Source organism: Serratia sp. KG1D (genome assembly GCF_037150675.1).
Lineage (GTDB): Bacteria > Pseudomonadota > Gammaproteobacteria > Enterobacterales > Enterobacteriaceae > Serratia > Serratia nematodiphila.
Map to the genome: position 1 here is coordinate 658433 of NZ_JBAGIH010000002.1, position 20485 is coordinate 678917.

Annotated in this window: 29 protein-coding genes; 14 read left to right on the forward strand and 15 right to left on the reverse strand. The window is 60.8% G+C overall.

Annotation, left to right across the window (positions count from 1 at the left end; translation table 11 throughout):
* Positions 1-97 precede the first annotated feature (97 nt).
* A complete protein-coding gene (locus tag WFM45_RS14885; RefSeq protein WP_336956235.1) occupies positions 98-832 on the forward strand; it encodes a class I SAM-dependent methyltransferase in 735 nt (244 codons plus the stop codon).
* Between the two features lie 70 nt (positions 833-902).
* Here the strand turns inward: WFM45_RS14885 and WFM45_RS14890 are convergent, their stop codons facing one another.
* On the reverse strand, positions 903-1403 hold the full coding sequence (locus WFM45_RS14890; RefSeq protein ID WP_336956237.1) for a GNAT family N-acetyltransferase: 501 nt from the start codon (positions 1401-1403) through the stop codon (positions 903-905).
* 85 nt (positions 1404-1488) lie between these two features.
* Here WFM45_RS14890 and WFM45_RS14895 point away from each other — a divergent pair, with 85 nt between their 5' ends.
* Positions 1489-2415 (forward strand): LysR substrate-binding domain-containing protein, encoded by a 927-nt coding sequence (locus WFM45_RS14895; RefSeq protein ID WP_033632290.1) that lies wholly within the window; start codon positions 1489-1491, stop codon positions 2413-2415.
* On the opposite strand, the gene WFM45_RS14900 is transcribed toward WFM45_RS14895, so the two are convergent.
* Positions 2410-2925 (reverse strand): DUF1543 domain-containing protein, encoded by a 516-nt coding sequence (locus WFM45_RS14900; RefSeq protein WP_033632288.1) that lies wholly within the window; start codon positions 2923-2925, stop codon positions 2410-2412. The genes WFM45_RS14895 and WFM45_RS14900 overlap by 6 nt on opposite strands.
* A gap of 120 nt (positions 2926-3045) precedes the next feature.
* Here WFM45_RS14900 and WFM45_RS14905 point away from each other — a divergent pair, with 120 nt between their 5' ends.
* A complete protein-coding gene (locus WFM45_RS14905) occupies positions 3046-3228 on the forward strand; it encodes a YodC family protein (RefSeq protein ID WP_015378856.1) in 183 nt (60 codons plus the stop codon).
* 34 nt (positions 3229-3262) lie between these two features.
* On the opposite strand, the gene WFM45_RS14910 is transcribed toward WFM45_RS14905, so the two are convergent.
* A complete protein-coding gene (locus WFM45_RS14910; RefSeq protein ID WP_004928983.1) occupies positions 3263-3541 on the reverse strand; it encodes a GNAT family N-acetyltransferase in 279 nt (92 codons plus the stop codon).
* Positions 3531-3773: a (4Fe-4S)-binding protein gene (locus tag WFM45_RS14915; RefSeq protein WP_004928981.1), complete on the reverse strand. Its 243-nt coding sequence runs from the start codon at positions 3771-3773 to the stop codon at positions 3531-3533. The genes WFM45_RS14910 and WFM45_RS14915 overlap by 11 nt, the downstream gene beginning before the upstream one ends.
* A gap of 192 nt (positions 3774-3965) precedes the next feature.
* Here WFM45_RS14915 and WFM45_RS14920 point away from each other — a divergent pair, with 192 nt between their 5' ends.
* Positions 3966-4379 carry a DoxX family protein gene (locus WFM45_RS14920; protein WP_004928980.1) on the forward strand — a complete coding sequence of 138 codons (414 nt, stop codon included), beginning with the start codon at positions 3966-3968 and terminating at the stop codon, positions 4377-4379.
* A gap of 50 nt (positions 4380-4429) precedes the next feature.
* Here WFM45_RS14920 and smrA read toward each other — a convergent pair whose 3' ends face one another.
* A complete protein-coding gene (gene smrA / locus WFM45_RS14925) occupies positions 4430-5002 on the reverse strand; it encodes a DNA endonuclease SmrA (protein WP_015378857.1) in 573 nt (190 codons plus the stop codon).
* A gap of 184 nt (positions 5003-5186) precedes the next feature.
* On the opposite strand from smrA, the gene WFM45_RS14930 reads away from it, so the two are divergent.
* Positions 5187-5522, forward strand: a complete 336-nt coding sequence (locus WFM45_RS14930) for an MbeD/MobD family mobilization/exclusion protein (RefSeq protein WP_004928976.1) — start codon at positions 5187-5189, stop codon at positions 5520-5522.
* Between the two features lie 64 nt (positions 5523-5586).
* Positions 5587-6033, forward strand: coding sequence for a DUF1198 family protein (locus tag WFM45_RS14935; protein ID WP_025303978.1), 447 nt, complete (start codon positions 5587-5589; stop codon positions 6031-6033).
* A 25-nt stretch (positions 6034-6058) separates the two neighbouring features.
* Here the strand turns inward: WFM45_RS14935 and WFM45_RS14940 are convergent, their stop codons facing one another.
* The 3 genes from WFM45_RS14940 to WFM45_RS14950 all read right to left on the reverse strand — a co-directional run bounded on the left by WFM45_RS14940 (position 6059) and on the right by WFM45_RS14950 (position 8667).
* Entirely contained in the window at positions 6059-6397 is a 339-nt protein-coding gene (locus tag WFM45_RS14940) for a DUF2002 family protein (protein WP_004928971.1), read from the reverse strand.
* Between the two features lie 102 nt (positions 6398-6499).
* The gene (locus WFM45_RS14945) at positions 6500-7672 is read right to left on the reverse strand and encodes an MFS transporter (RefSeq protein WP_336956245.1); all 1173 of its coding nucleotides are present in this window, start codon (positions 7670-7672) and stop codon (positions 6500-6502) included.
* A 98-nt stretch (positions 7673-7770) separates the two neighbouring features.
* The gene (locus WFM45_RS14950) at positions 7771-8667 is read right to left on the reverse strand and encodes a LysR family transcriptional regulator (protein WP_049242294.1); all 897 of its coding nucleotides are present in this window, start codon (positions 8665-8667) and stop codon (positions 7771-7773) included.
* A gap of 105 nt (positions 8668-8772) precedes the next feature.
* Between WFM45_RS14950 and WFM45_RS14955 the strand changes: the two genes are divergently transcribed.
* Together WFM45_RS14955 and WFM45_RS14960 are read left to right on the forward strand one after the other, a co-directional pair.
* Entirely contained in the window at positions 8773-10155 is a 1383-nt protein-coding gene (locus tag WFM45_RS14955; RefSeq protein ID WP_336956249.1) for an MFS transporter, read from the forward strand.
* Positions 10152-10532, forward strand: a complete 381-nt coding sequence (locus tag WFM45_RS14960; protein WP_336956251.1) for a DUF4440 domain-containing protein — start codon at positions 10152-10154, stop codon at positions 10530-10532. Before WFM45_RS14955 ends, WFM45_RS14960 begins: the two co-directional genes overlap by 4 nt.
* 195 nt (positions 10533-10727) lie before the next feature.
* Here the strand turns inward: WFM45_RS14960 and asr are convergent, their stop codons facing one another.
* Positions 10728-11084, reverse strand: a complete 357-nt coding sequence (gene asr, locus WFM45_RS14965) for an acid resistance repetitive basic protein Asr (RefSeq protein WP_033632280.1) — start codon at positions 11082-11084, stop codon at positions 10728-10730.
* 228 nt (positions 11085-11312) lie between these two features.
* Between asr and WFM45_RS14970 the strand changes: the two genes are divergently transcribed.
* Positions 11313-11621, forward strand: coding sequence for a DUF883 family protein (locus WFM45_RS14970; RefSeq protein ID WP_004928950.1), 309 nt, complete (start codon positions 11313-11315; stop codon positions 11619-11621).
* Between the two features lie 61 nt (positions 11622-11682).
* On the opposite strand, the gene pdxR is transcribed toward WFM45_RS14970, so the two are convergent.
* Complete coding sequence (pdxR, locus tag WFM45_RS14975; protein ID WP_336956255.1) at positions 11683-13113, reverse strand: MocR-like pyridoxine biosynthesis transcription factor PdxR; 1431 nt, start codon at positions 13111-13113, stop codon at positions 11683-11685.
* Positions 13114-13208: 95 nt separating this feature from the next.
* On the opposite strand from pdxR, the gene WFM45_RS14980 reads away from it, so the two are divergent.
* From WFM45_RS14980 to nrdF, 5 genes are all read left to right on the forward strand, one after another.
* Positions 13209-13640 (forward strand): carboxymuconolactone decarboxylase family protein, encoded by a 432-nt coding sequence (locus WFM45_RS14980; RefSeq protein ID WP_042785242.1) that lies wholly within the window; start codon positions 13209-13211, stop codon positions 13638-13640.
* A gap of 273 nt (positions 13641-13913) precedes the next feature.
* The gene (gene nrdH / locus WFM45_RS14985; RefSeq protein ID WP_004928934.1) at positions 13914-14144 is read left to right on the forward strand and encodes a glutaredoxin-like protein NrdH; all 231 of its coding nucleotides are present in this window, start codon (positions 13914-13916) and stop codon (positions 14142-14144) included.
* Between the two features lie 9 nt (positions 14145-14153).
* Positions 14154-14558 carry a class Ib ribonucleoside-diphosphate reductase assembly flavoprotein NrdI gene (gene nrdI, locus WFM45_RS14990; protein WP_015378865.1) on the forward strand — a complete coding sequence of 135 codons (405 nt, stop codon included), beginning with the start codon at positions 14154-14156 and terminating at the stop codon, positions 14556-14558.
* The gene (gene nrdE / locus WFM45_RS14995) at positions 14540-16684 is read left to right on the forward strand and encodes a class 1b ribonucleoside-diphosphate reductase subunit alpha (RefSeq protein WP_336956260.1); all 2145 of its coding nucleotides are present in this window, start codon (positions 14540-14542) and stop codon (positions 16682-16684) included. The genes nrdI and nrdE overlap by 19 nt, the downstream gene beginning before the upstream one ends.
* 8 nt (positions 16685-16692) lie before the next feature.
* Positions 16693-17664: a class 1b ribonucleoside-diphosphate reductase subunit beta gene (nrdF, locus tag WFM45_RS15000; RefSeq protein ID WP_004928917.1), complete on the forward strand. Its 972-nt coding sequence runs from the start codon at positions 16693-16695 to the stop codon at positions 17662-17664.
* A gap of 43 nt (positions 17665-17707) precedes the next feature.
* On the opposite strand, the gene WFM45_RS15005 is transcribed toward nrdF, so the two are convergent.
* The 5 genes from WFM45_RS15005 to WFM45_RS15025 all read right to left on the reverse strand — a co-directional run bounded on the left by WFM45_RS15005 (position 17708) and on the right by WFM45_RS15025 (position 20457).
* Positions 17708-17995, reverse strand: a complete 288-nt coding sequence (locus WFM45_RS15005; RefSeq protein ID WP_082997517.1) for a type II toxin-antitoxin system RelE/ParE family toxin — start codon at positions 17993-17995, stop codon at positions 17708-17710.
* Positions 17995-18282 carry a CopG family ribbon-helix-helix protein gene (locus tag WFM45_RS15010; protein ID WP_033632276.1) on the reverse strand — a complete coding sequence of 96 codons (288 nt, stop codon included), beginning with the start codon at positions 18280-18282 and terminating at the stop codon, positions 17995-17997. The genes WFM45_RS15005 and WFM45_RS15010 overlap by 1 nt, the downstream gene beginning before the upstream one ends.
* A gap of 77 nt (positions 18283-18359) precedes the next feature.
* Positions 18360-18554, reverse strand: coding sequence for a DUF1289 domain-containing protein (locus tag WFM45_RS15015; protein WP_072010089.1), 195 nt, complete (start codon positions 18552-18554; stop codon positions 18360-18362).
* A 64-nt stretch (positions 18555-18618) separates the two neighbouring features.
* On the reverse strand, positions 18619-19359 hold the full coding sequence (locus WFM45_RS15020) for an SDR family oxidoreductase (RefSeq protein WP_336956263.1): 741 nt from the start codon (positions 19357-19359) through the stop codon (positions 18619-18621).
* 153 nt (positions 19360-19512) lie between these two features.
* Positions 19513-20457 (reverse strand): MBL fold metallo-hydrolase, encoded by a 945-nt coding sequence (locus WFM45_RS15025; protein WP_336956265.1) that lies wholly within the window; start codon positions 20455-20457, stop codon positions 19513-19515.
* Positions 20458-20485: the final 28 nt, after the last annotated feature.

Sequence of the window (20485 nt, forward strand, 5' to 3'; positions counted from 1 at the left end):
CATTCCCGTTATTCATGTTGTCAGCGTAGAATTATGCAGCAATATGCAGAGTATGGCAGCGGCATTCCGCCGCCGTCATTCATCCCAAGGAGTCATCATGACGCAAAACATCTATGACAATCAGGCTTTCTTCGACGGCTACGCGCAGCTCAGCCGCTCGCAGCACGGCCTGGACGGCGCGCCGGAATGGCCCGCCATCCGCCGCATCCTGCCGGACTTGCAGGGAAAAAGCGTGGTCGATCTCGGCTGCGGCTACGGCTGGTTTTGCCGCAGCGCGCGCGAACAGGGCGCAGCCAGCGTGCTGGGGCTGGACGTCTCGGAAAAGATGCTGGCCAAGGCGCGGGAGATGACCGCCGACGCGGGCATCGAGTACCGCCGGCAAGATTTGGCGCAGCTGCAGCTGTCGCCGGAAAGTTACGATCTGGTCTACAGCTCGCTGACGCTGCACTACCTCGAGGATCTGGCCGCGCTGTTCGCCACGGTTTACGCCGCGCTGAAACCCGGCGGGCAGTTCATCTTCACCGCCGAGCACCCGATCTACACCGCCCCGGCGCAGCAGGGCTGGCTGACCGACGGCAACGGGCAGAAATCCTGGCCGGTCAACGGCTACCAGCGGGAAGGCCAGCGCGTCTCCAACTGGCTGGCGGAAGGCGTCATCAAGCAGCACCGCACGCTCGGCAGCTATATCAACCCGCTGGCGCAGCAAGGATTTATCATCCAGCATTTGAACGAATGGGGCCCCAGCGCGCAGCAAATCGCCGCTACCCCGGCGCTGGACGAAGAGCAGGAACGCCCGATGATCTTTATTCTCGCCGCCCGCAAACCCGCCTGATTCTGATCTGATTCACCCGCAGTAAACCGTTCACACCACCACAGTTGGGGAGGCCGCCTCCCCCCAACGGCTATTGCGCCGGCAGCGCCTCCCCGTGCGCCGCGAAGTGCGTCAGCGCCTCGCCCTCCATGCGATAGCGCACCCACTCGCCCTGCGGCTGCGCGCCGATGCTGAGGTAAAAATCGATGGCCGGCTGGTTCCAGTCCAGCACGCTCCACTCCAGGCGGCCGCACTGCCGCTCGCACGCCAACTGAGCGATGTGCCGCAGCAACTTTTTACCGGCGCCCGCGCCGCGATGCTTCGGCGCCACGTACAGGTCTTCCAGATAGATGCCGTTTTTACCCTGCCAGGTTGAGTAACTCATAAAGAACACCGCATAACCCGCCGGCTCGCCGTTCACCGTACAAATCAGCGCTTCGGAACAGGCGCCAGACCCAAACAGGCTGCGTTCGATATCTTCCACGCTGGCCAGCACCTGCTCGCGCGCCTTTTCGTACACCGCCAGCTCGATAATCATATCCAGAATCAGTTTGGCGTCGCTTTTTTGCGCCGGGTAAATCTCGATGGTCATGGCAAATCCTGAGTGTGTTGATGACTGTGCTTGCCAGCATATCGCGCCTCAAATACTGTATGAACTGCATTTTCATCAACAGGTAATGAATATCATGCATCTGGATTTGAAGCGCCTCGATCTCAACCTGCTGCTGGTGTTCGAAGCGATCTATCGCCTGCGATCGGTGACGCGCGCCGCGGCGGAGCTGGCCCTCAGCGCGTCGGCGCTGAGCCACGCGCTGATCCGGCTGCGTAAGGCGCTGGCGGACGAGCTGTTCTACCGGGTCGGCAACGACATGCACCCGACGGTGTATGCCGACAGCCTGGCCCCGACCGTCAGCGAAAGTCTGGCGCTGCTGGCCAAAGGGCTGCATCCGCGCCCGCGCTTCGTTCCCGCCGAAAGCCGGGAGAGCTTCACCTTCGCCATTACCGATTACACCGCCTTCGCGGTGTTTCCCGCGCTGATGGCGCAGATGCAGCGCCTGGCGCCGGGGCTGTCGTTCCAGCTGCGCTATTCCGAGCGCAAGGTGGCATTGAACGATCTGTTGGCGGGGCGCATCGACTTCGCGCTGGGCTTTACCGAAACCGACGGCGAAAGCTACCCGGAGATCGACGAGGTGAGCTGGCTGGAGGATGAGTATGTGGCGATTTGTTCACCCGCCTTCAGCGTAAAATACGGCGAACTGACGCTGGAAAACTATCTGCGGGCGCGCCATCTGGTGGTGACGCCGTGGAACGAACAGCGCGGCGTCATTGACTACCAGCTCGATAAGCTGGGGCTGCAGCGCGATATCGCCATCCGCACGCCTTCGCTGCTGGGAGCGCCGTTCATCGTCGCCGACAGCGAACTGGTGATGAGCATGCCGCGCTACGCCGCGCAAAAATTGCGGCAGGCGGCGGCGCTGGATATCCACCCCCTGCCGTTTCCGGTGCCGCCGTATCAGATTAAAATCTACCTGCACCGCAAGAACGGCCGGCCGGAGGCCTGCCGCTGGTTGCGGCAACAGCTGCAGGCGCTGGCGGCGTTATAACGCGGGTTCGCCAATCGGCAGATACCCCTGCCACAGCGGCCGGGCCGGTTTGCCGTGCGGGTTGGCCCGCAGATGAACGTGATAACCCTGCAGCGCCTGCAGCAGCAGGCAGTCGTCCACCTCGGCCAGGTCATCCTTGTGCTGCTTCGCGCTATCGGTCAGCAGCGCCCGTTTGGCTTTGTCTTTCGCCTCGTCGGCGGAGCGCGCCACGAACAGGCCGAACTGGTGCAGTTCCGCCAGCTCATCGCTGCGGTAACCGCCCACGTTAACGAAAAACAGCTTCTCTTCACCGGCGAACGGCGCAGGCTCCAGGCTCACGTCGTAACCGTCCGCCCAGTCGATGCGCGCATAACCGTCGACATGCACCTTGCGCTTATCGCCGAACCACTTTTCGCGCAGCAGCGGATACGCCTCATCCGGCCGATCCGCCGCCGCGAACTGCACGTCGTGCAACTCAATATTGGCGCCCGGCGCCGTACCGCCCACATAAAACATCAATAATCCCGGCATGTTAGTCTGCTCTCCCTGGTGATAATCGCTGTATAATTTAATGCATAACGAAACATCTGCCAACGGTAGCGCCATTCTGTGTTATCAATAGGTGAGGTTTAATCTGTTGTGGAGGAACGCATGGCATTCAATATCGGTGATTTTGTACAACGCACCACCGGCGGCCCAAAGATGACCGTGGTGGCGATCGACGGCGAAACCCTGGTTTGCAGCTGGAATGAACTGGGTAAAGAGCAGCGCACGGAGGTGCAGGCCAGCGAGGTGGCGCTGTACCACGAAGACGGCGATTTCGGCGTCTGCTGAACGTTCGGGGCGCGCGCCGCGCCCCGTTATCGCCTCAGGCGCGAATGTCCTGATAGGCTGGCGTGGTATCAAACTCATGCTTGGCGAACGGACACAGCGGAATGATTTTACGCTGCTCAGCGCGCATTTTCTCCACCACCAGCGCCACCAGCTTTTTGCCGACGCCCTGCCCCTTCAATGACTCATCCACCCAGGTGTGATCGATAATGGTCAGCTTGTCACCGCTCGGCACGAAAGAGATCTCGGCGATCAGCTTGCCTTGCTCATCATTGATATAAAAACGCTTGTCGTCTGCCAAGATTTTATGATCCATATGATTTCTCCCTATATTTAAGTGCGCCGCTGGGGCAGCTGTCGATAACGCGTTTCACCTCGGCCGGCTCGGCATTGTCCGGCATAATCCACGGGCGGCGATTCAGGGTAAAAATAGCCGCGTTGCCATGCACGCAGTTGGCGGAATGGCGGCAAACTGCACTGTTAAAATAAACGTCAATCTTATCACCGGAATAACGGCGGTAACCGGCGGCGGTCAATTCCTCATCCATCATGGCCTCACATTGCCTGTTTTATTGTTTTTGCTCCAGGGTCAAGTATAGGCAATACCGCCGGCTTCACCACGCGTCTCGCCCATCGAAAAAAGTGGCGCAACCGCCCGTCGCCGCTAGAAAAAAACGTAAATTGTTCTAATCTTTATACAGTAAGACAACATAATTCCGACAGTGGCTAAGGAGTTCGAAATGGGTGATAGCTCAAAAGACGGCGTAATTCTGCTGTCCCGCATATTGCTGATGATTCTGTTTATCATTTTCGGTTGGATGAAACTGGTCAACTTCGGTGCGACCGTCACGGCGATGGAAGGTTACGGCACGCCGATGCCTTATTTGGCGGCGATCGTTGCCGTGGTGGTGGAGTTTATTTTCGGCATCGCGCTTATTCTCGGCCTGTTTACTCGCCCTATCGCGGTCATTTTCGCCCTCTATGTTTTGGGCACCGCGTTTATCGGCCATCCATTCTGGAAAATGACCGGTATGGAAATGATGGGCAACGAAATCAACTTCTTTAAAAACATCAGCATCATTGGTGGTTTGCTGTTGCTGGCGGTGACCGGCGCCGGCCGTTATTCGCTGGACTATAAAATATTTAATAAATAATTCATCGATGGCCGGCGTCTATCGCCGGCCATTTTATTTCGGCAATCCTTTCAACGGCTACGCTTGGCGTGGCGCTCAAAGTTTTCCGCCCTGGCCTGCGCCGATTTACGCAGCGTGACGTAGCAGGCACCCTCGCCGCCGTCGCGCGGTAAGGCGCGGCAAAACGCCTGCACCTGTTCAAACTGCGCCAGCCATTTGGCGACGTAACTGCGCACGATATTCGGATGGCTGTCGTTCTGCCGCCCGCGGCCATGCACGATCAGCAGCGAACGCAGGTTTTGCGCCTCCGCCTGCACGATGAAGCGAAACAGCGCCTGCCGGCTGGCTTCAACCGGCTGACGCAGCAGGTTCAGCGACGCCTGCGGCGGGTAACGCCCGTTGCGCAGCTTGTCCAGCACGCCCTGCTGAATGCCTTCCCCTTTGAACTCCAGCGGCTGTTCGCAGGGGATCACCTCGAGAAAATCGGTGCTGAGGAAGTTTTCCTGCCGCAGCCGCTGTGCTTCGCGCCGCGCGCTTTTGTCCACCGTCTCCTGCGGCCGGAGGTGCAACGTCTGCCGCCCGTTCGCCAGCGGCACCACGTCCGCCATCGCCTGTTCAAAAAAGTCTTTTTCCTGCTCGCTCATGTTCCACCTCTCTTGAACGGCAGCCTTTATGGCCGGGAATGGGGTCGATTGTAAGACGCCTTGCCACGGTTGCAAGCCGGGAATTGTCAGCGGCATGTGTCTCATTTGTCGTCAACGGGTGAGCTTGCGAACAGTTTTCGCTATACTGCTAAGCCATCATTGAGTGCCGCAAAGGATCGAGCCCATGACAATGCGCGAGCTGGAAATCCAGTTTCAAAATGCGATGAATGAGTTGCAGAGCAGCTTCGAACGGCAACACCGCGAATGGCAGCAGAGCTACCAGGCGCTGCAGCAACTGCTGGAAGAAGCCAAACAGCGCGAAGCCGCGCTGCGGGCGCAGAATGAACAACTGGCGCGCAAACTGAGCACCGCCAGTTCGGTGCCGGAACAACATGCGCTGGTGAAGCAGATCAAAATGCTTGGCGCCCATCTCGACGCGTTGGCCAAAGACGCGGCCACCTTTAACCACCATCTGCGCCAGCAGAGCGCGGTCGGTAATTTCAGCGGCGAACAGCATTGATAGCGGGCGCTGTCGCACAGCGCCTCTCCCTCTTCTGGCGTATTGAGAGTGTAATAAAGCCTAAATGACCTGGATCATCCTCGCCGCCCTGATCGTCGTATTTATTATCGGTTACCGCATTCTGACGTCCGACACCCGCAAAGCCATCGATTCGCTGGCCCATCTGCTGAGGGTCAAACCGATGCTGATCGAATCGATGATCCAGGAAATGGGCGGCCGCCAAAGCCAGACCTTTATCCGCATGCTGAACAATGGCTACACCGAAGAGATGCACCAGGCCGCTTACCTGCTGTTCATCTATCTGACGTTCATCAAACAGGCAGACGACGAACAGATTGCCCTGTGGCGCGACGTGCTGCTGCGCGCCGGGCTGTCGCCGGAGCTGCACGCCGAGCACACCGAAGCGGCGCTGTTTTACTTCGCCGAGCTGGATATCGATGCATTTGAACTGGCGCAGTTCCGCCGCGCCTACAATGAGCGTTTCAACCGCGAAGCGTTGGCCCACGGCTGATCGCGTCCCCCGGGCGGGGGACCGATTATAGGAACATGCTGTAGAGGTAGCGCGACAGCGCTTCGCGCGAGCTGAAGCCGTGTGCGATGCCGTAACGCAGGTTCGGGGCGTCGCTGCTTAAATCCAGGGGAAACTCCAGATACTGCTCGCTGGTGCGCACCGGCGAGGTCGGCGTGGCGAAATGCACGCTTCTCTCTTTCAACGCCGGGTGGATCACCAATGCGGTTCTGCCCATCCGCGCTTCGCGATTCACATACACATAATGCGTACCCTTGCGGTAGCCATAGGCCTGATCGGTGACATAATCACGCTCAAAGCCGGTATTCTCCAACACTTTAGCCACTTCATCCGGCCGTAAATACATCGATTCCTCCTCTCATTCTGGACCGCTGAGCGACCTTACCGTAATCATTCACCGAAACAACGATTTTCTGGGGAGGAATCCGGGTTTCGGACTATTCCTGAATCAGCGCCGGCTGCGCTGCAGCAGGCGCAGGGTGAGCAGCACCCCGAGCGCCACCAGCAGTGCCGCCGCCAGATAGATCGACGGCACGCCCGCTTGCCCAATCAGCAGCCCGGCCAGCGGGCCGGTGATGCCCAACGCCAGGTCGAGGAACGCCGAATAAGTGCCGAGCGCTGTACCCTGGTTCTGCAGCGGCACCTGTTTCACCGCCTCAACGCCCAGCGCCGGGAACACCAGCGAAAAACCGGCGCCGGCCAGCAACGCGCCGGTTTGCACCATCCAGGGTTCGCCGGCCTGCCAGATCAACAGCAGCCCGAGGATCTCGACCAGAAACGATGCCAGCGTCACCTTCAACCCGCCGTGGCGGTTGATGACGTTGCTGAAAATCAGGCGGATGCCGACGAAGGCGCAGCTGAACAGCGTCAGCGAAAACGCCGCGCCGCTCCAGCCCTTGTCGGCGTAGTAAAGGGTAATGAACGTGGCGATGACGCCGAAGCCGACGGTGCCCATCGCCAGCCCGAGACCATAGGCCCAGATGCGGCCGAACACCGCGCTAAAGGCGATGCGTTGCCCGGCGGCGATCGAGACGTCCGGCTTGCCGCTCGCCAACAGCAGCGCCACCGCGACCGCCAGCACGATCAGCGCCGCCACCCCGGCCAAGCCCCACTGCTGATTCAGGTACACGCCGAGCGGCGCGCCGGCCGCCATCGCCCCGTAGGTGGCGACGCCGTTCCAGGAAATCACCCGTGCGGTGTGCATCGCCCCGACCCGGCCGATGCCCCACAGCGTGGAACCGGTGCTGGCGAAGCTTTCGCCGACGCCGAGAAACACCCGCCCCACGCACAGCAGCAGCAGGCTGAGCCATGGCCAGCCGTCAACGCCGAACGCCAGCGCGTAAAACAGCCCGCTGGCGCCGCAGCACGTCAGGCCGAACAGCACCACCTTCTTCGGCCCCAGCTGATCGGCGTAGCGCCCGGCATGCGGGCGGCTGAACAGCGTGGCGAAGTATTGCGCACTGATGATAAGGCCCGCCAACACCGAGTTGTAGCCCAGGTGGTCATGCACAAATCCCGGCAGCACCGCCAGCGGCAGGCCGATGGTCAGGTAGCAGACGAAGGTGAACATCACCACGGACAGAATGCGTCGGTTCAGCTGGAAGTTATTTTCTGCGGTCATCGAAGGTGGCTCGCATCGGACGGGGTAGACGAAGCCCTCCAGCATACCCCGATGAGATTTGATGATAAATGAGAGAGTGATAACGAATTATTATTTCGCTAACGGTTTGCCGCCACCCGCACGCGCAGAAAATCGATAAACGCCCGCACCTTCTCCGGCACGTGGCGGGTGTTCGGGTAGAGCGCATAGATGCTCTGCTCGGGGAAACGGTGATCCGGCAGCAACCGTTGCAGCCTGCCGGCGTCGATCTCGGGCTGCGCCAGCCACGCCGGCAGCAGCGCCACCCCGGCGCCATGCAGGGCGAACGCCAGCAATGCCGCGGCGCTGTCGCCGGTAAGCGTGGCGGCGTCCGCCACCTTGAAAAGCACCGCTTCGCGCTGCGGCGTGACCACCTGCCAGCTGAGGGGCGAACTGAGCCGGCTGTGGGCGATCCACTGCGCCTGCGCCAGATCCGTCAGCGAATGAATCGGCCGGTCGGCCAGATAATCCGGCGCCGCCACCGGAAAAATGGCGAAGCTGTCGATCAAGGCCGCGCGGTGGCTGGAATCCGCCAACTGGCCCAGGCGGATCGCCACGTCGAAGCGCTCCGAAATCAGATCGGCATGATAAGAAGAAGAGACATGCTGGATGCGCAGGCGCGGATGCTGCCGCGAAAACGCCGCCAGCGCCGGCGCCACCACCTGCGCGCCGTACTCCGGCGTGCTGGTGATGCGCAGCACGCCGCTCAGCCCGTGATGATCGCGACGCACGTCGTCGAGCACGTTCTCCGCCTCCTGCAACAGCTGCAGGCTGCGCTGGTAGAAGCGTTCGCCGGCATCGGTCAGCGATAATCGGCGGGTGCTGCGCGCCAGCAGTGACACCCCCAGTTCGTTCTCCAGCTGCTTGACGTTAAAGCTCACCACCGCCTTGGTTTGCCCCAGCGCCACCGCCGCTGCGGTAAAGCTGCCCGCCTCCACCACCGCCGCGAAGATCGCCAGGCGCTGCAAATTCAGCATTTCACCGCCCTTATTATCAAAAACATTTTGACAGTGTAATCGCCAGCCGCCGATTTATCCGCACTTTTCCCCCCGATACACTGCTCGCCTTCAACCGGAGGCACCATGTCTTATCGCAGCAAAGTGGCAATCGTCTATCTGCTCGGCTTTTTCGTCGATCTGATCAATATGTTTATCGCCAACGTCGCCTACCCCGCCATCGGCCAGGCGATGCGAGCGTCGGTCAGCCAGCTGGCGTGGGTCAGCAACGGCTATATTCTCGGCCTGACGCTGGTGATCCCGCTCAGCGCCTGGCTGGCGCAGCGCATCGGCGGGCGGCGGGTGTTTCTGCTCTCGCTGGCGCTGTTCATGCTGGCCACCCTCGGCGCGGGCAACGCCGACAGCATCGGGACGCTGATCGGCTGGCGCACCCTGCAGGGCATGGGCGGCGGCTTGCTGATCCCCATCGGCCAGACGCTGACCTATCAGCTGTATCGCAGCCATGAACGCGCCGGGCTGTCTGCGGCCATCATGTTAGTCGGGCTGCTGGCGCCGGCGCTGTCACCGGCGCTGGGCGGCTGGCTCGTCGATCGGTTGGACTGGCGCTGGGTGTTTTTCGCCAACCTGCCGCTGGCGGCTCTGGCCCTGGCGCTGGCGGCGCTGTGGCTGCGCGCGGAAGCGCCGACGGCGGCGCGTAAACCGCTCGACGCCACGGGGCTGCTGAGCGGCTGCGCGGCGCTGACGCTGCTGCTGCTCGGCCTGACCCGGCTGAGCGAGGCCGGCCATCAGGCTTCCGGCGCGGCGCTGCTGGCCGCCGGTCTGCTGGTGCTGGCCTATTATCTGCGCCATAGCCTACGCACCCCGCAGCCGCTGCTGAACCTGCGGCTGGTCGGCGATCCGCTGCTGCGCAACGCCATGACGGTTTATTTGTGCATTCCCGGCCTGTTCATCGGCGTCAGCCTGGTGGCAATGCTGTATCTGCAAAACCAGCTGGGGATGCCCGCCGCACAGGTTGGCGGCCTGATGCTGCCCTGGGCGCTGGCATCGTTCCTGGCCATCACGCTGACCGGCAAAACCTTTAACCGCCTCGGCCCGCGGCCGCTGCTGATCGCCGGCTGCCTGCTGCAAGGCGCCGGCATGCTGACGCTGGCGCAGATCGATCAGGCCGGGCAGCACGCGTTGCAGATCGCCGCCTTCGCCCTGATGGGGTTCGGCGGCAGCCTGTGCAGCAGCACCGCGCAGAGCAGCGCGTTTCTGCAGATCCCCGACGGCCAATTGGCGGACGCCAGCGCGCTGTGGAATATCAACCGCCAGCTCAGTTTTTGCCTCGGCGTGGCGCTGCTCAGCCTGCTGCTGAATCTACTGCTGGCCGTGTTGCCGCCCGCAGCGGCTTACCGCACCTGCTTCATTCTGGCGGGCGCCAGCGTACTTATCCCGCTGCTGCTGTGCCTGCGCCTCGCCAACCGCGCCATCGTGCGCCAACTCAACGCTCAACAGGATGCTTTATGAACCCGTATTTTACCGAAGTGATCGACGCCCACATCGCCATTGAACGCTGGCTGGGCAAAGGCGCCGGAGAGGAGCAGGCGCTGCTGGCGCGCTTTACGCCGGATTTCAGCATGATCGCGCTGAACGGCGCCCCGCTGGATTTCACCGCGCTGTGCGCTTTTTTCCGCGCGCATCGCGCCGCCAAACCGGGACTGGAAATCGAGATAGAAGAGATGAAGCTGGTGGCCGAATGGCCGACGGGCGCGGTAGTCAGCTACCGGGAAAAACAGAGTCTGCCGGGACAAAGCGCTACGCTGCGCTACTCCACGGTGGTGTTTGAACGCCAGCTCAACGCGCTCGGCTGGCGGCATTTGCATGAAACCGCCGCGGCGCAATGATCACAGGAAGCTGCCGGCCAAAAACAGTTCCCAACCGACGATCACCCCGCACAGGGTTACCGCGCTGAAAATGACTTCAAACAGATAGCGATTGATCATCGTGCGTCGCCTCAAAAGAAGACACCCGGAAGAACCGGGTGTCTGGAGTACGGACTGGAGCGTGCGGAACCTTTCGGTTCCGCAAACATCACTTAATTATGCTTTTTTACCGGCTTTTTTGTGGTGTTTTTTAGCGGCCTGAGCTTTCTGCACTGGCGCTTTTTTGTGGTGCTTTTTAGCGGCCTGGGCTTTCTGAGCCGGCGCTTTTTTGTGGTGCTTTTTAGCGGCCTGAGCTTTCTGGGCTGGCGCTTTTTTGTGGTGCTTGGCTTTCTTGTGGTGCGTCGCTTTAGCTGGCGCTTTTTCAGCAGCCGCCGCTGGCGCAGCGGTAGTGGTGGTGGTGGTCGCAGCTGGCGCGGTGGTGGTAGCCGGAGCAGTAGCTGCAGTATCAGCAGCGAAAGCAACAGAAGACAGACCCATAGTGGCAGCAACGATCAGCGCTAATACTTTTTTCATCTTTAAATCCTCAGAGTGTTGTTTCGGTAAGCTCCGGTGGAGCCGTTGAAACAGATACTAGTGGAATCAAACCGCCGCTTCCGTGAGTGATTGGTTTCGCCGAGTAACCAAATGTACAAAGCCCAGGCGCCGGCAAACACCTGCGTGACGGCGGTTTTTTCCGTGATCGGCCACGCAAATCTCGACATGGTCTACACTTAAAAGACATGTGTCGAAATGGAGAGCTGAATGTTTAAGAAAGCGGAAAGAACAGAACGCGACATCGATCAGGACGTCACTCTGTTGGCCGATACGCTGGATGAAGTGTTGCGCGAGTCCGGTGACAAGACCAAAGAGGAACTGAAAGAGCTGCACAGCAAGGCGAAAGGCGTGTTGCGCGACGCCCGGGCGCGGTTCAATGGCTCCACCAGTCTGACACAGCATGCGCGCGACGCGGTCGATCAAGCCGACAGCTATGTGCGTGACAAACCTTGGCAGGGCGTAGGGATCGGTGCCGCCGTCGGCATCGTGCTCGGCGTGCTGCTGGCCCGGCGTTAACACCCCTGCAGTCATAAAGATAAAACAGATGTGCGTCTGGCCCGCGGAAATCGCGGGCCGTTTAATTTGCGTGTTTAAACAGCTGCGCTAGCCCCTGCACCGCTCGCTCCGCCTCCTCTCGCCGGCTGAAATTGGCGAACCCCAACAGTAACCCCTGCCCCGCCGGACTGTCGATGCGCCAGTCTGAGAGCGCCTGCACCGCCAGCCCCTGTTGCCACGCCTGCGCCGCCAAGGGCGCATCCGCCATGTCGTCGCACAGCCGGGCCAACAGCTGAATGCCGCCCTGCTGCGGCACCACCGTCAGCCACGCCTCCAGTCGCCGTTCCAGCGCCTGCGTCAGCCACTCGCGCCGCTGGCGGTACAGCGGCCGCATGCGTTTCAGGTGGCGGTAGAAATGCCCTTGGCGGATGAAATCCGCCACGCTTGCCTGCAGCAGCGGTGGGCAGCCGCAGCCGCGCAGCCGGCTGCTGCGCGCGAATGCCGCCGTCAGACCGGCGGGCACCACCAAATAAGCCATGCGCAGCGCCGGGAACAGCGTTTTGCTGAAAGTGCCGGCGTACAGCACCCGCCCCTGAACGTCGAGGCTTTTCAGCGGCGGCAGCGGCCGCCCGTGATAGCGAAACTCGCTGTCGTAGTCATCCTCGAGGATCCAGGCCCCGCGCTGCTGCGCCCAGTCGAGCAGCGCCATCCGCCGCGCCAGGCTGAGCGAGACACCGAGCGGGCTCTGATGAGTCGGCGTGACCACCGCCAGCCGCGCCTCGGGCTCCGTCAGGATCCCGGCGGCGATGTCCATGCCCTGTTCATCCACCGGCACGGCGACCGGCCTCACGCCGGCGGCCCGCAGCAGCGGGCGCGTAACCGGATAACCGGGATCTTCAATCCATACCGCGTCACCGGCATGCAACAGCGTCTCCACCACCCAGTCCAACAGCGCCGGGTAGCCGGCGCAGAGGAAAATCTGCTCCGGCTGGCAGCTGATGCCGCGCGACAAATGCAGATAATGGGCGATCGCCTCACGCAGTTCAGGCAGGCCGCCGGCCGGCGGCAGCGCCAGGGAAGCCACCGTAGAACCGCGCAGCTGGCGGGCGACAATGCGCTGCCACAGCGCACGTGGAAACGCATCCAGCGCCGGCACGCCCAGTTGGAAAGGCTGCAGCATGCCCTGCGGCTGCAGCGGATCGGGCGCCACCGCCGGCAGCGGCGGTTCAGCGGACGCCGCCCCCTGCATGGGCGGCAACTGCGGCGAGACATAGGTGCCTGCCTGCCCCCGGCTCAGCAAGAAACCTTCGGCGATCAGTTGAGCATAGGCGCTTTCCACCGTGGCGCGCGCCACGCCAAGATCGCTCGCCAACCCGCGTACCGAAGGCAGCCGGCTGCCCGCCGCCAGGTTGCCCTGGGCGATGGCGTCTTTGATTCGCAGATAAATCTGCCGGTACAGCGGTTCGGCGAGCCGGCTGTCCAAACGCAGCGAGGTCAGGAAAGTTGGCATCATGGCCCGGTTAAATAATCATTTTATGGCCCTATAGCATAGACCATAAGGCCGCTAAAGTAGCGGCATGATTTCGTTACTATCGATTGAGGTTGACCATGATTAAGCCACGTTTGAATTACGCCGAGCTGGCGCCCGCCCCGTATAAAAATATGGTGAGCGCGCTGATGGCGCTGGAGAAAGGCGCTCTGGACAAAGCGACCATCGAGTTGATGTTTATGCGCGTTTCGCAGATCAACGGCTGCGCCTACTGCCTGGACATGCACGGTAAAGCGCTGCGCGAAAGCGGCTTCAGCCACGCCAAACTCGATACGCTGGCGGGCTGGCGCGTCAGCCATGAGTTCAGCGAGCGCGAACGCGCCGCGCTGGAATGGGCCGAGTCGGTGACGCTGATCGCCGCCACCGGCGCGCCGGACAGCGCTTTTGAGGCGCTGAAAGCGCACTTCAGCGATACCGAGATCGCCGATCTGACCTTCGCCATCAGCATCATGAACGCCTTCAACCGGCTGGCCGTCAGCATGCGCCAATAATGCGTTCGCCTCCCCCTCTTCTCTGAGAGGGGGGAATTTCCCACCCGCAAAAAAATTTTCCCCTCGTCTTCCCAGCTCCGACGCGGTCTGCGCACTCAACCCCACAAAACACCATATATAGCGTGGTTGATAAAACAAATATCAACATATAGTATTTTATAGGTCAGCCGCAGGGAATGTCGTTCGGTTGATAACGCCGTCAGAAACGCCAGGAACGATGCTCCGTTATCTGACTTGTCCGCCTTTCCTTCAGTCTAAAGGTAAATGCGAATCATGAGCATTATTATTTACAGTAAGCCGGACTGTGTCCAGTGCAACGCCACCTATCGCGCATTTGATAAGCAGGGGATTGATTATCAGGTGATCGATCTCACCCAGGATCAGCAGGCGCTGAACCACGTTAAATCATTAGGTTATCAGCAGGTTCCGGTGATTATCGCCGGTGACGATCACTGGTCCGGTTTCCGGCCGGACAAAATCGGCGCGCTGGCGCTCACCTGCTGAGGCTCGACGATGAATCCGCTGGTCTATTTCTCCAGCAGTTCGGAGAACACCCACCGATTCGTTGAGAAACTGGGCCTGCCGGCGATCCGCATTCCAATCGCCGGCGCCCGCAGCAAATTGCTGATGGAACAACCCTATATCTTGATCGTGCCCAGCTATGGCGGCGGCAGCGCCGTCGGCGCGGTGCCGATCCAGGTGATCCGCTTTCTCAACGTTCCGCAAAACCGTTCATACCTGCGCGGCGTCATCGCCGCCGGGAACACCAACTTCGGCGCAGCGTACGGCATCGCCGGCGACATCATCGCCAAAAAATGCCAGGTGCCTTTTTTGTACCGCTTCGAGCTGCTCGGCACCGCGCAAGACGTTGAAAACGTTCGACAGGGAGTAACCGCATTTTGGCAACGACAGAACTGACCAGGCCCGAGACGGGCGCGCTGGATTACCATTCGCTCAACGCGATGCTCAATCTTTACGATGCGGAAGGCCGGATCCAGTTCGACAAGGATCGGCTGGCGGCGCGGCACTACTTCCTGCAGCACGTCAACCAAAACACCGTGTTCTTCCATAACCTGGAGGAAAAGCTGCGCTATCTGGTGGAAGAAGGCTACTACGAGCCGCAGGTGCTGGCGCAGTACGAGTTCCCGTTTATCAAGCAGCTGTTCCAGCAGGCCTACGCCAAAAAATTCCGCTTCGAGACCTTCCTCGGCGCCTTCAAGTACTACACCAGCTATACGCTCAAAACCTTCGACGGCAAGCGCTATCTGGAACGCTACGAAGATCGGGTGTGCATGGTGGCGATGACGCTGGCGGCGGGCGATACCGCCCTGGCGCAGGATCTGGTGGAGGAGATGATTTCGGGCCGCTTCCAGCCGGCCACGCCGACCTTCCTCAACTGCGGCAAACGCCAGCGCGGCGAACTGGTCTCCTGCTTCCTGCTGCGCATCGAAGACAATATGGAATCGATCGGCCGGGCGGTGAACTCCGCGCTGCAGCTGTCGAAACGCGGCGGCGGCGTGGCCTTCCTGCTGAGCAATATTCGCGAAGTGGGCGCGCCGATCAAGCGCATCGAGAACCAGTCTTCCGGCATCATTCCGATCATGAAAATGCTCGAAGATGCCTTCTCCTACGCCAACCAGCTCGGCGCGCGCCAGGGAGCCGGCGCGGTGTATCTCAACGCCCATCACCCGGATATCCTGCGTTTTCTCGACACCAAGCGGGAAAACGCCGACGAGAAGATCCGCATCAAAACGCTGTCGCTGGGGGTAGTGATCCCGGATATCACCTTTGAGCTGGCGAAGAACAACGAGGAGATGTACCTGTTCTCGCCCTACGACGTCGAGCGGGTGTATGGCGTGCCGTTTTCGGAGATTGCCGTCAGCGAGAAGTACCGCGAGATGGTGGACGACAAGCGCATCCGCAAGTCGCGCATCAATGCGCGCGAATTCTTCCAGGTGCTGGCGGAGATCCAGTTCGAATCCGGCTACCCGTATGTCATGTTCGAGGACACGGTCAACCGGGAGAACCCGATCGCCGGTCGCATCAACATGAGCAACCTGTGTTCGGAGATCCTGCAAGTCAACCGCGCCAGTACGTATCATGAAGATCTGAGCTACGATCGCATCGGCAAGGACATCTCCTGCAACCTCGGCTCGCTGAACATCGCCAAAACCATGGACGCGCCGGACTTCGGCAAAGCGATCGAGACCGCGATCCGTGCGCTGACCGCGGTGGCCGACATGAGCGACATCCGCTCGGTGCCGTCGATCGCCGAAGGCAACCGCAGCGCCCGCGCCATCGGTCTCGGTCAGATGAACCTGCACGGTTACCTGGCGCGCGAGCGTATCTTCTACGGCTCGGAAGAAGGCATCGACTTCACCAATCTCTATTTCTATACCGTGGCCTATCACGCCATCCGCGCCTCTAACCGGCTGGCGATCGAGCGCGGCGGCGCCTTTGACGGCTTTGAGCACTCTCGCTATGCCAGCGGCGAGTACTTCGACAAATATACCGAACGCGACTGGCTGCCGCAGACCGAGCGGGTGCGCGAACTGTTCGCCGCCGCCGGTATCGCCATTCCGGGGCGCGACGAGTGGCGCGCGCTGCGCCAGTCGGTGATGATGCACGGGCTGTACAACCAGAACCTGCAGGCGGTGCCGCCGACCGGCTCCATCTCGTACATCAACAACGCCACCTCCAGCATTCATCCGATCGTTTCGCGCATCGAGATCCGCAAGGAAGGCAAGATCGGCCGCGTTTACTACCCGGCGCCTTACATGACCAACGACAACCTGGCGTATTACCAGGATGCCTACGAGATTGGCCCGGAGAAAATCATCGATACCTATGCCGCCGCCACGCAACACGTCGATCAGGGGCTGTCGCTGACGTTGTTCTTCCGCGATACCGCCACTACCCGCGACATCAACCGCGCGCAGATCTACGCCTGGCGCAAAGGCATCAAGACCATTTACTACATCCGCCTGCGCCAGATGGCGCTGGAAGGCACCGAGGTGCAGGGCTGCGTGTCCTGCTCGCTGTGAGGCAACTTATGACGACCGTAACATCGGCGCCGCTGGTGCGCGCCATCAACTGGAACATCATCGAAGACGACAAGGATCTGGAGGTGTGGAACCGTCTGACCTCCAACTTCTGGCTGCCGGAGAAGGTGCCGCTGTCCAACGATATCCCCTCCTGGGCCACGCTGACGCCGAAGGAGCAGCAGCTGACCATTCGGGTGTTCACCGGGCTGACGCTGCTGGACACCATCCAGAACACCGTCGGCGCGCCGGCCCTGATCGCCGATGCGCTGACGCCGCACGAAGAGGCGGTGTACTCCAACATCAGTTTTATGGAGGCGGTGCACGCCCGCTCTTACAGCTCAATCTTCTCCACCCTGTGCCAAACGCCGGACGTGGATGACGCCTATCGCTGGAGCGAGGAAAACCGCGCGCTGCAGAAGAAAGCCGGCATCATTCTGGCGCACTACCGCAGCGACGATCCGCTGTTGAAAAAAGTCGCCAGCGTGTTCCTCGAGTCGTTCCTGTTCTATTCGGGCTTTTACCTGCCGATGTACTGGTCCAGCCGCGCCAAGCTGACCAACACCGCCGATCTGATCCGCCTGATCATTCGCGACGAAGCGGTGCACGGCTACTATATCGGCTATAAGTTCCAGAAAGGGCTGGAGAAGGTGGACGCCGCGCGGCGCCAGCAGGTGAAAAACTTCGCCTTCGATCTGCTGCAGGATCTGTACGACAACGAGGTGCGTTACACCGAGGAGCTGTACGACGGCGTCGGCTGGACGGAAGACGTGAAGACCTTCCTGCACTACAACGCCAACAAGGCGCTGATGAACCTCGGGTATGAAGCGCTGTTCCCACCGGCGATGGCGGAGGTCAACCCGGCGATCCTGTCGGCGCTGTCGCCGAACGCCGACGAAAACCACGATTTCTTCTCCGGTTCAGGGTCGTCTTACGTCATCGGCAAGGCGGTCAACACCGAGGATGAGGACTGGGATTTCTGAGGACATGACAACGATACCGGTCTTTCAGGCCGGTATCGTGCATTCAATACCCTTGTTCTTTCTGACTGCGGATCGCCAGAACAAATGCCGTATCGATATCAGGGATATATTTGTAGAGCGCCAAATAACCGCGAGCTTGCTGCCCAATAATCAATTCACGCAGCCCTGCGCCAAGGGACCGTCCGATCAATGGATTATGTTCCAATACCGCAACCGCCTGGATGATTTCCTGAATGCGCCGCCCTGAATCCGCAGCGCCATACTGAGCCAAATGAGCGAGAATACGTTCGATATCATCCCTGACCTCTGGCGCCAACTCGACATTTGCCATCAGCGCCCCAGTTTTTTAACGGCAGGTTTAACCGCGGCGGTGTTACCCGCAGCGTAATTTTCCAAATAACCGCGCATCTCTTTCCAAGAAACCGTCTCTCCCGTCGCAATTATCTTGGCATAGCGTTTTTCCGCTTCATTCTCAAAGTCGCGGCGCAATTCTTCCTGCTGCGTTTTCTCCGTTATTGCCTGCAAAATAAAGCTGTGAGACGTCACGCCAGTCTGCTCGGCGACGGCGGCCACGCGGGCTTTAAGCTCATCTGGAATACGGATGGTCGTCGTAGACATAAGCGCTCCCAACGTCGGTCTGTTACATGTAGCTCAATTGTGCTACACGAAGTCTGACAGCGCAATAACACTGAGGATTATTTCACCCACTGACGCAACTCTAGCCGCCGCCAAATAGCGCGTTTCTCCGTATCGCTGGCGGTCGGCCAGGCGGCGATCTCCGCCCGCGTGCGCCGGCATCCGCGGCACTGCTGGGTTTCGTCGTCGATCCGGCACAGGCTGACGCAGGGCGATCTGACGCCAGGATAGGATTGCTGAGTGTGGCCCGCCATACGTTGCCCTTGATGTGATATGTTCCGCCACAGGATACCCGATCCGGCGGCGGCGCGTCGCCAATCAGATGATGCCGCCGTTGGCGCGTAAGGTTTGGCCATTGATCCAGCCGCCGTCGGCCCCGGCGAGAAAAGCCACCGCCGCGGCGATATCCTCCGGCGTGCCCAGGCGCTCCAGCGGCGCCATCTTCGCCAGCCGCTCGATAAGCTCCGGGGTTTTGCCGTCGAGGAACAAGCCGGTGGCGGTCGGCCCCGGCGCGACGGCGTTCACCGTGATATTGCGGCCGCGCAGCTCTTTCGCCAGCACGCTGGTCAGCGCTTCGATCGCCGCCTTACTGGCGGCATACATGCCGTAACCCGGCTGCAGCAACCCCACCACGCTGGAGGAGAAGTTGATGATGCGGCCGTTGTCGCGCAGGCGCTTCGCCGCCTCGCGCATCGCATTGAAGCTGCCTTTCAGGTTGATGTCGAGCAGGCGATCCACGTCTTCATCCTTCATGTCCGCTATCGGCGCCAGCGCGATCACTCCGGCGTTATTGACCAGCACGTCGACGCCGCCAAACGCCTGTTCAGCACTGTCGAACAGCCGGACGACCGCAGCCGCATCGCTGACGTCGGCCTTGACGCTCAAGGCGCGGCCGCCGCGCTGTTCTATCTTGCGCACCAGCTCATCGGCCGGCGCCGGGTTGCCTGAATAGTTGATGATGACGGTAAAGCCATCGGCGGCCAGACGCTCGGCGATGGCCGCGCCGATGCCACGGGATGCGCCGGTGACGATGGCGACAGGAGGCGTTTTCTGGTTCATCGGGAGATCCTTAAAGAAAGCAACGGGCAGAGCGTTAATCATGCACTGTTTATCACGGCGAATCAGCCCCGCTTTTCTGGCATCATAATCCCAAATTATCGAACAATGCCGCTGGGCTCTATTCGATGGCCGCCCAACGGGCGGCCATGTCCATTACAGCGCGCCGTAATTCAGCGGCACCCAGGTGTAACCGTCGCCCTGGCGGTTCAGATACCCCACCCCCGGGAACGACAGGTGTGCGCCGCCGACCAGCTCGTTCTGCCGCGCGCTGTTGCCAAATATCCGCAGCCGCTGAGCGACCGCCGCCTTGGCGTCGCTGTCAAAGCTGATAGCCACCTTAGGATGCGGCAACTGCACCGCCGCCACGTGGATCAGATCCCCCAACAGCAACAGCTTCTTGCCCTGGCTGGTCACCTGATACACGCTGTGCCCCGGCGTATGGCCGTGAGCGGCGAAGGCGGCAATGCCCGGCGACAGTTCGCCGTCGCCGCTGAACGGCTTAAAGTGGCCGGTCGCCTGGTACGGCTTGATCGCCGCCTGGGCCCGTTCGAAGTTGCTTTTACTCTCTGCTTTGGCCTGTTTCAGTTGGTCCGCGCTCAGCCAGAAGTCCGCGTCCTGGCTGGCGGCGCGCACCACCGCATTGGGGAATGCCGCCTTGCCGTCGTGCGTCAGGCCGCCGAGGTGATCCGGGTGCATGTGGGTCAGGTAGATTTCATCCACCTGCTCCGGCTGGTAGCCCGCCGCACGCAGGTTATCCACCAGCTTGCCCAGGCCGTCGCCCAGCAGCTGGCCAGCGCCGCTGTCGATCATCACCAGCTTGTCGCCGGTATTGATCAGATAAGCATTGACCGAGGTGACCACCGGCAGGCTTTGATGCCGCTCGGCCAACCCGGCGGCGATCTGCTGCGGCGTACTGTTCAGCAACAGCTTGTCCGCCGGCAGGCGAATAATGCCGTCGGACAACGCGGTCACTTCAAAGCTGCCCAGCATGATGCGGTAAAATCCCGGCGTCGGGGTTTTGGCCTGCGGCGCGGCGGCGCCGGCCTGTAACGACATAACGGCCAGCGCCGCGCCCAACAGACAACGTTTCCAGAACATGATGACTCCTTGCGAGAATTGAACAGCG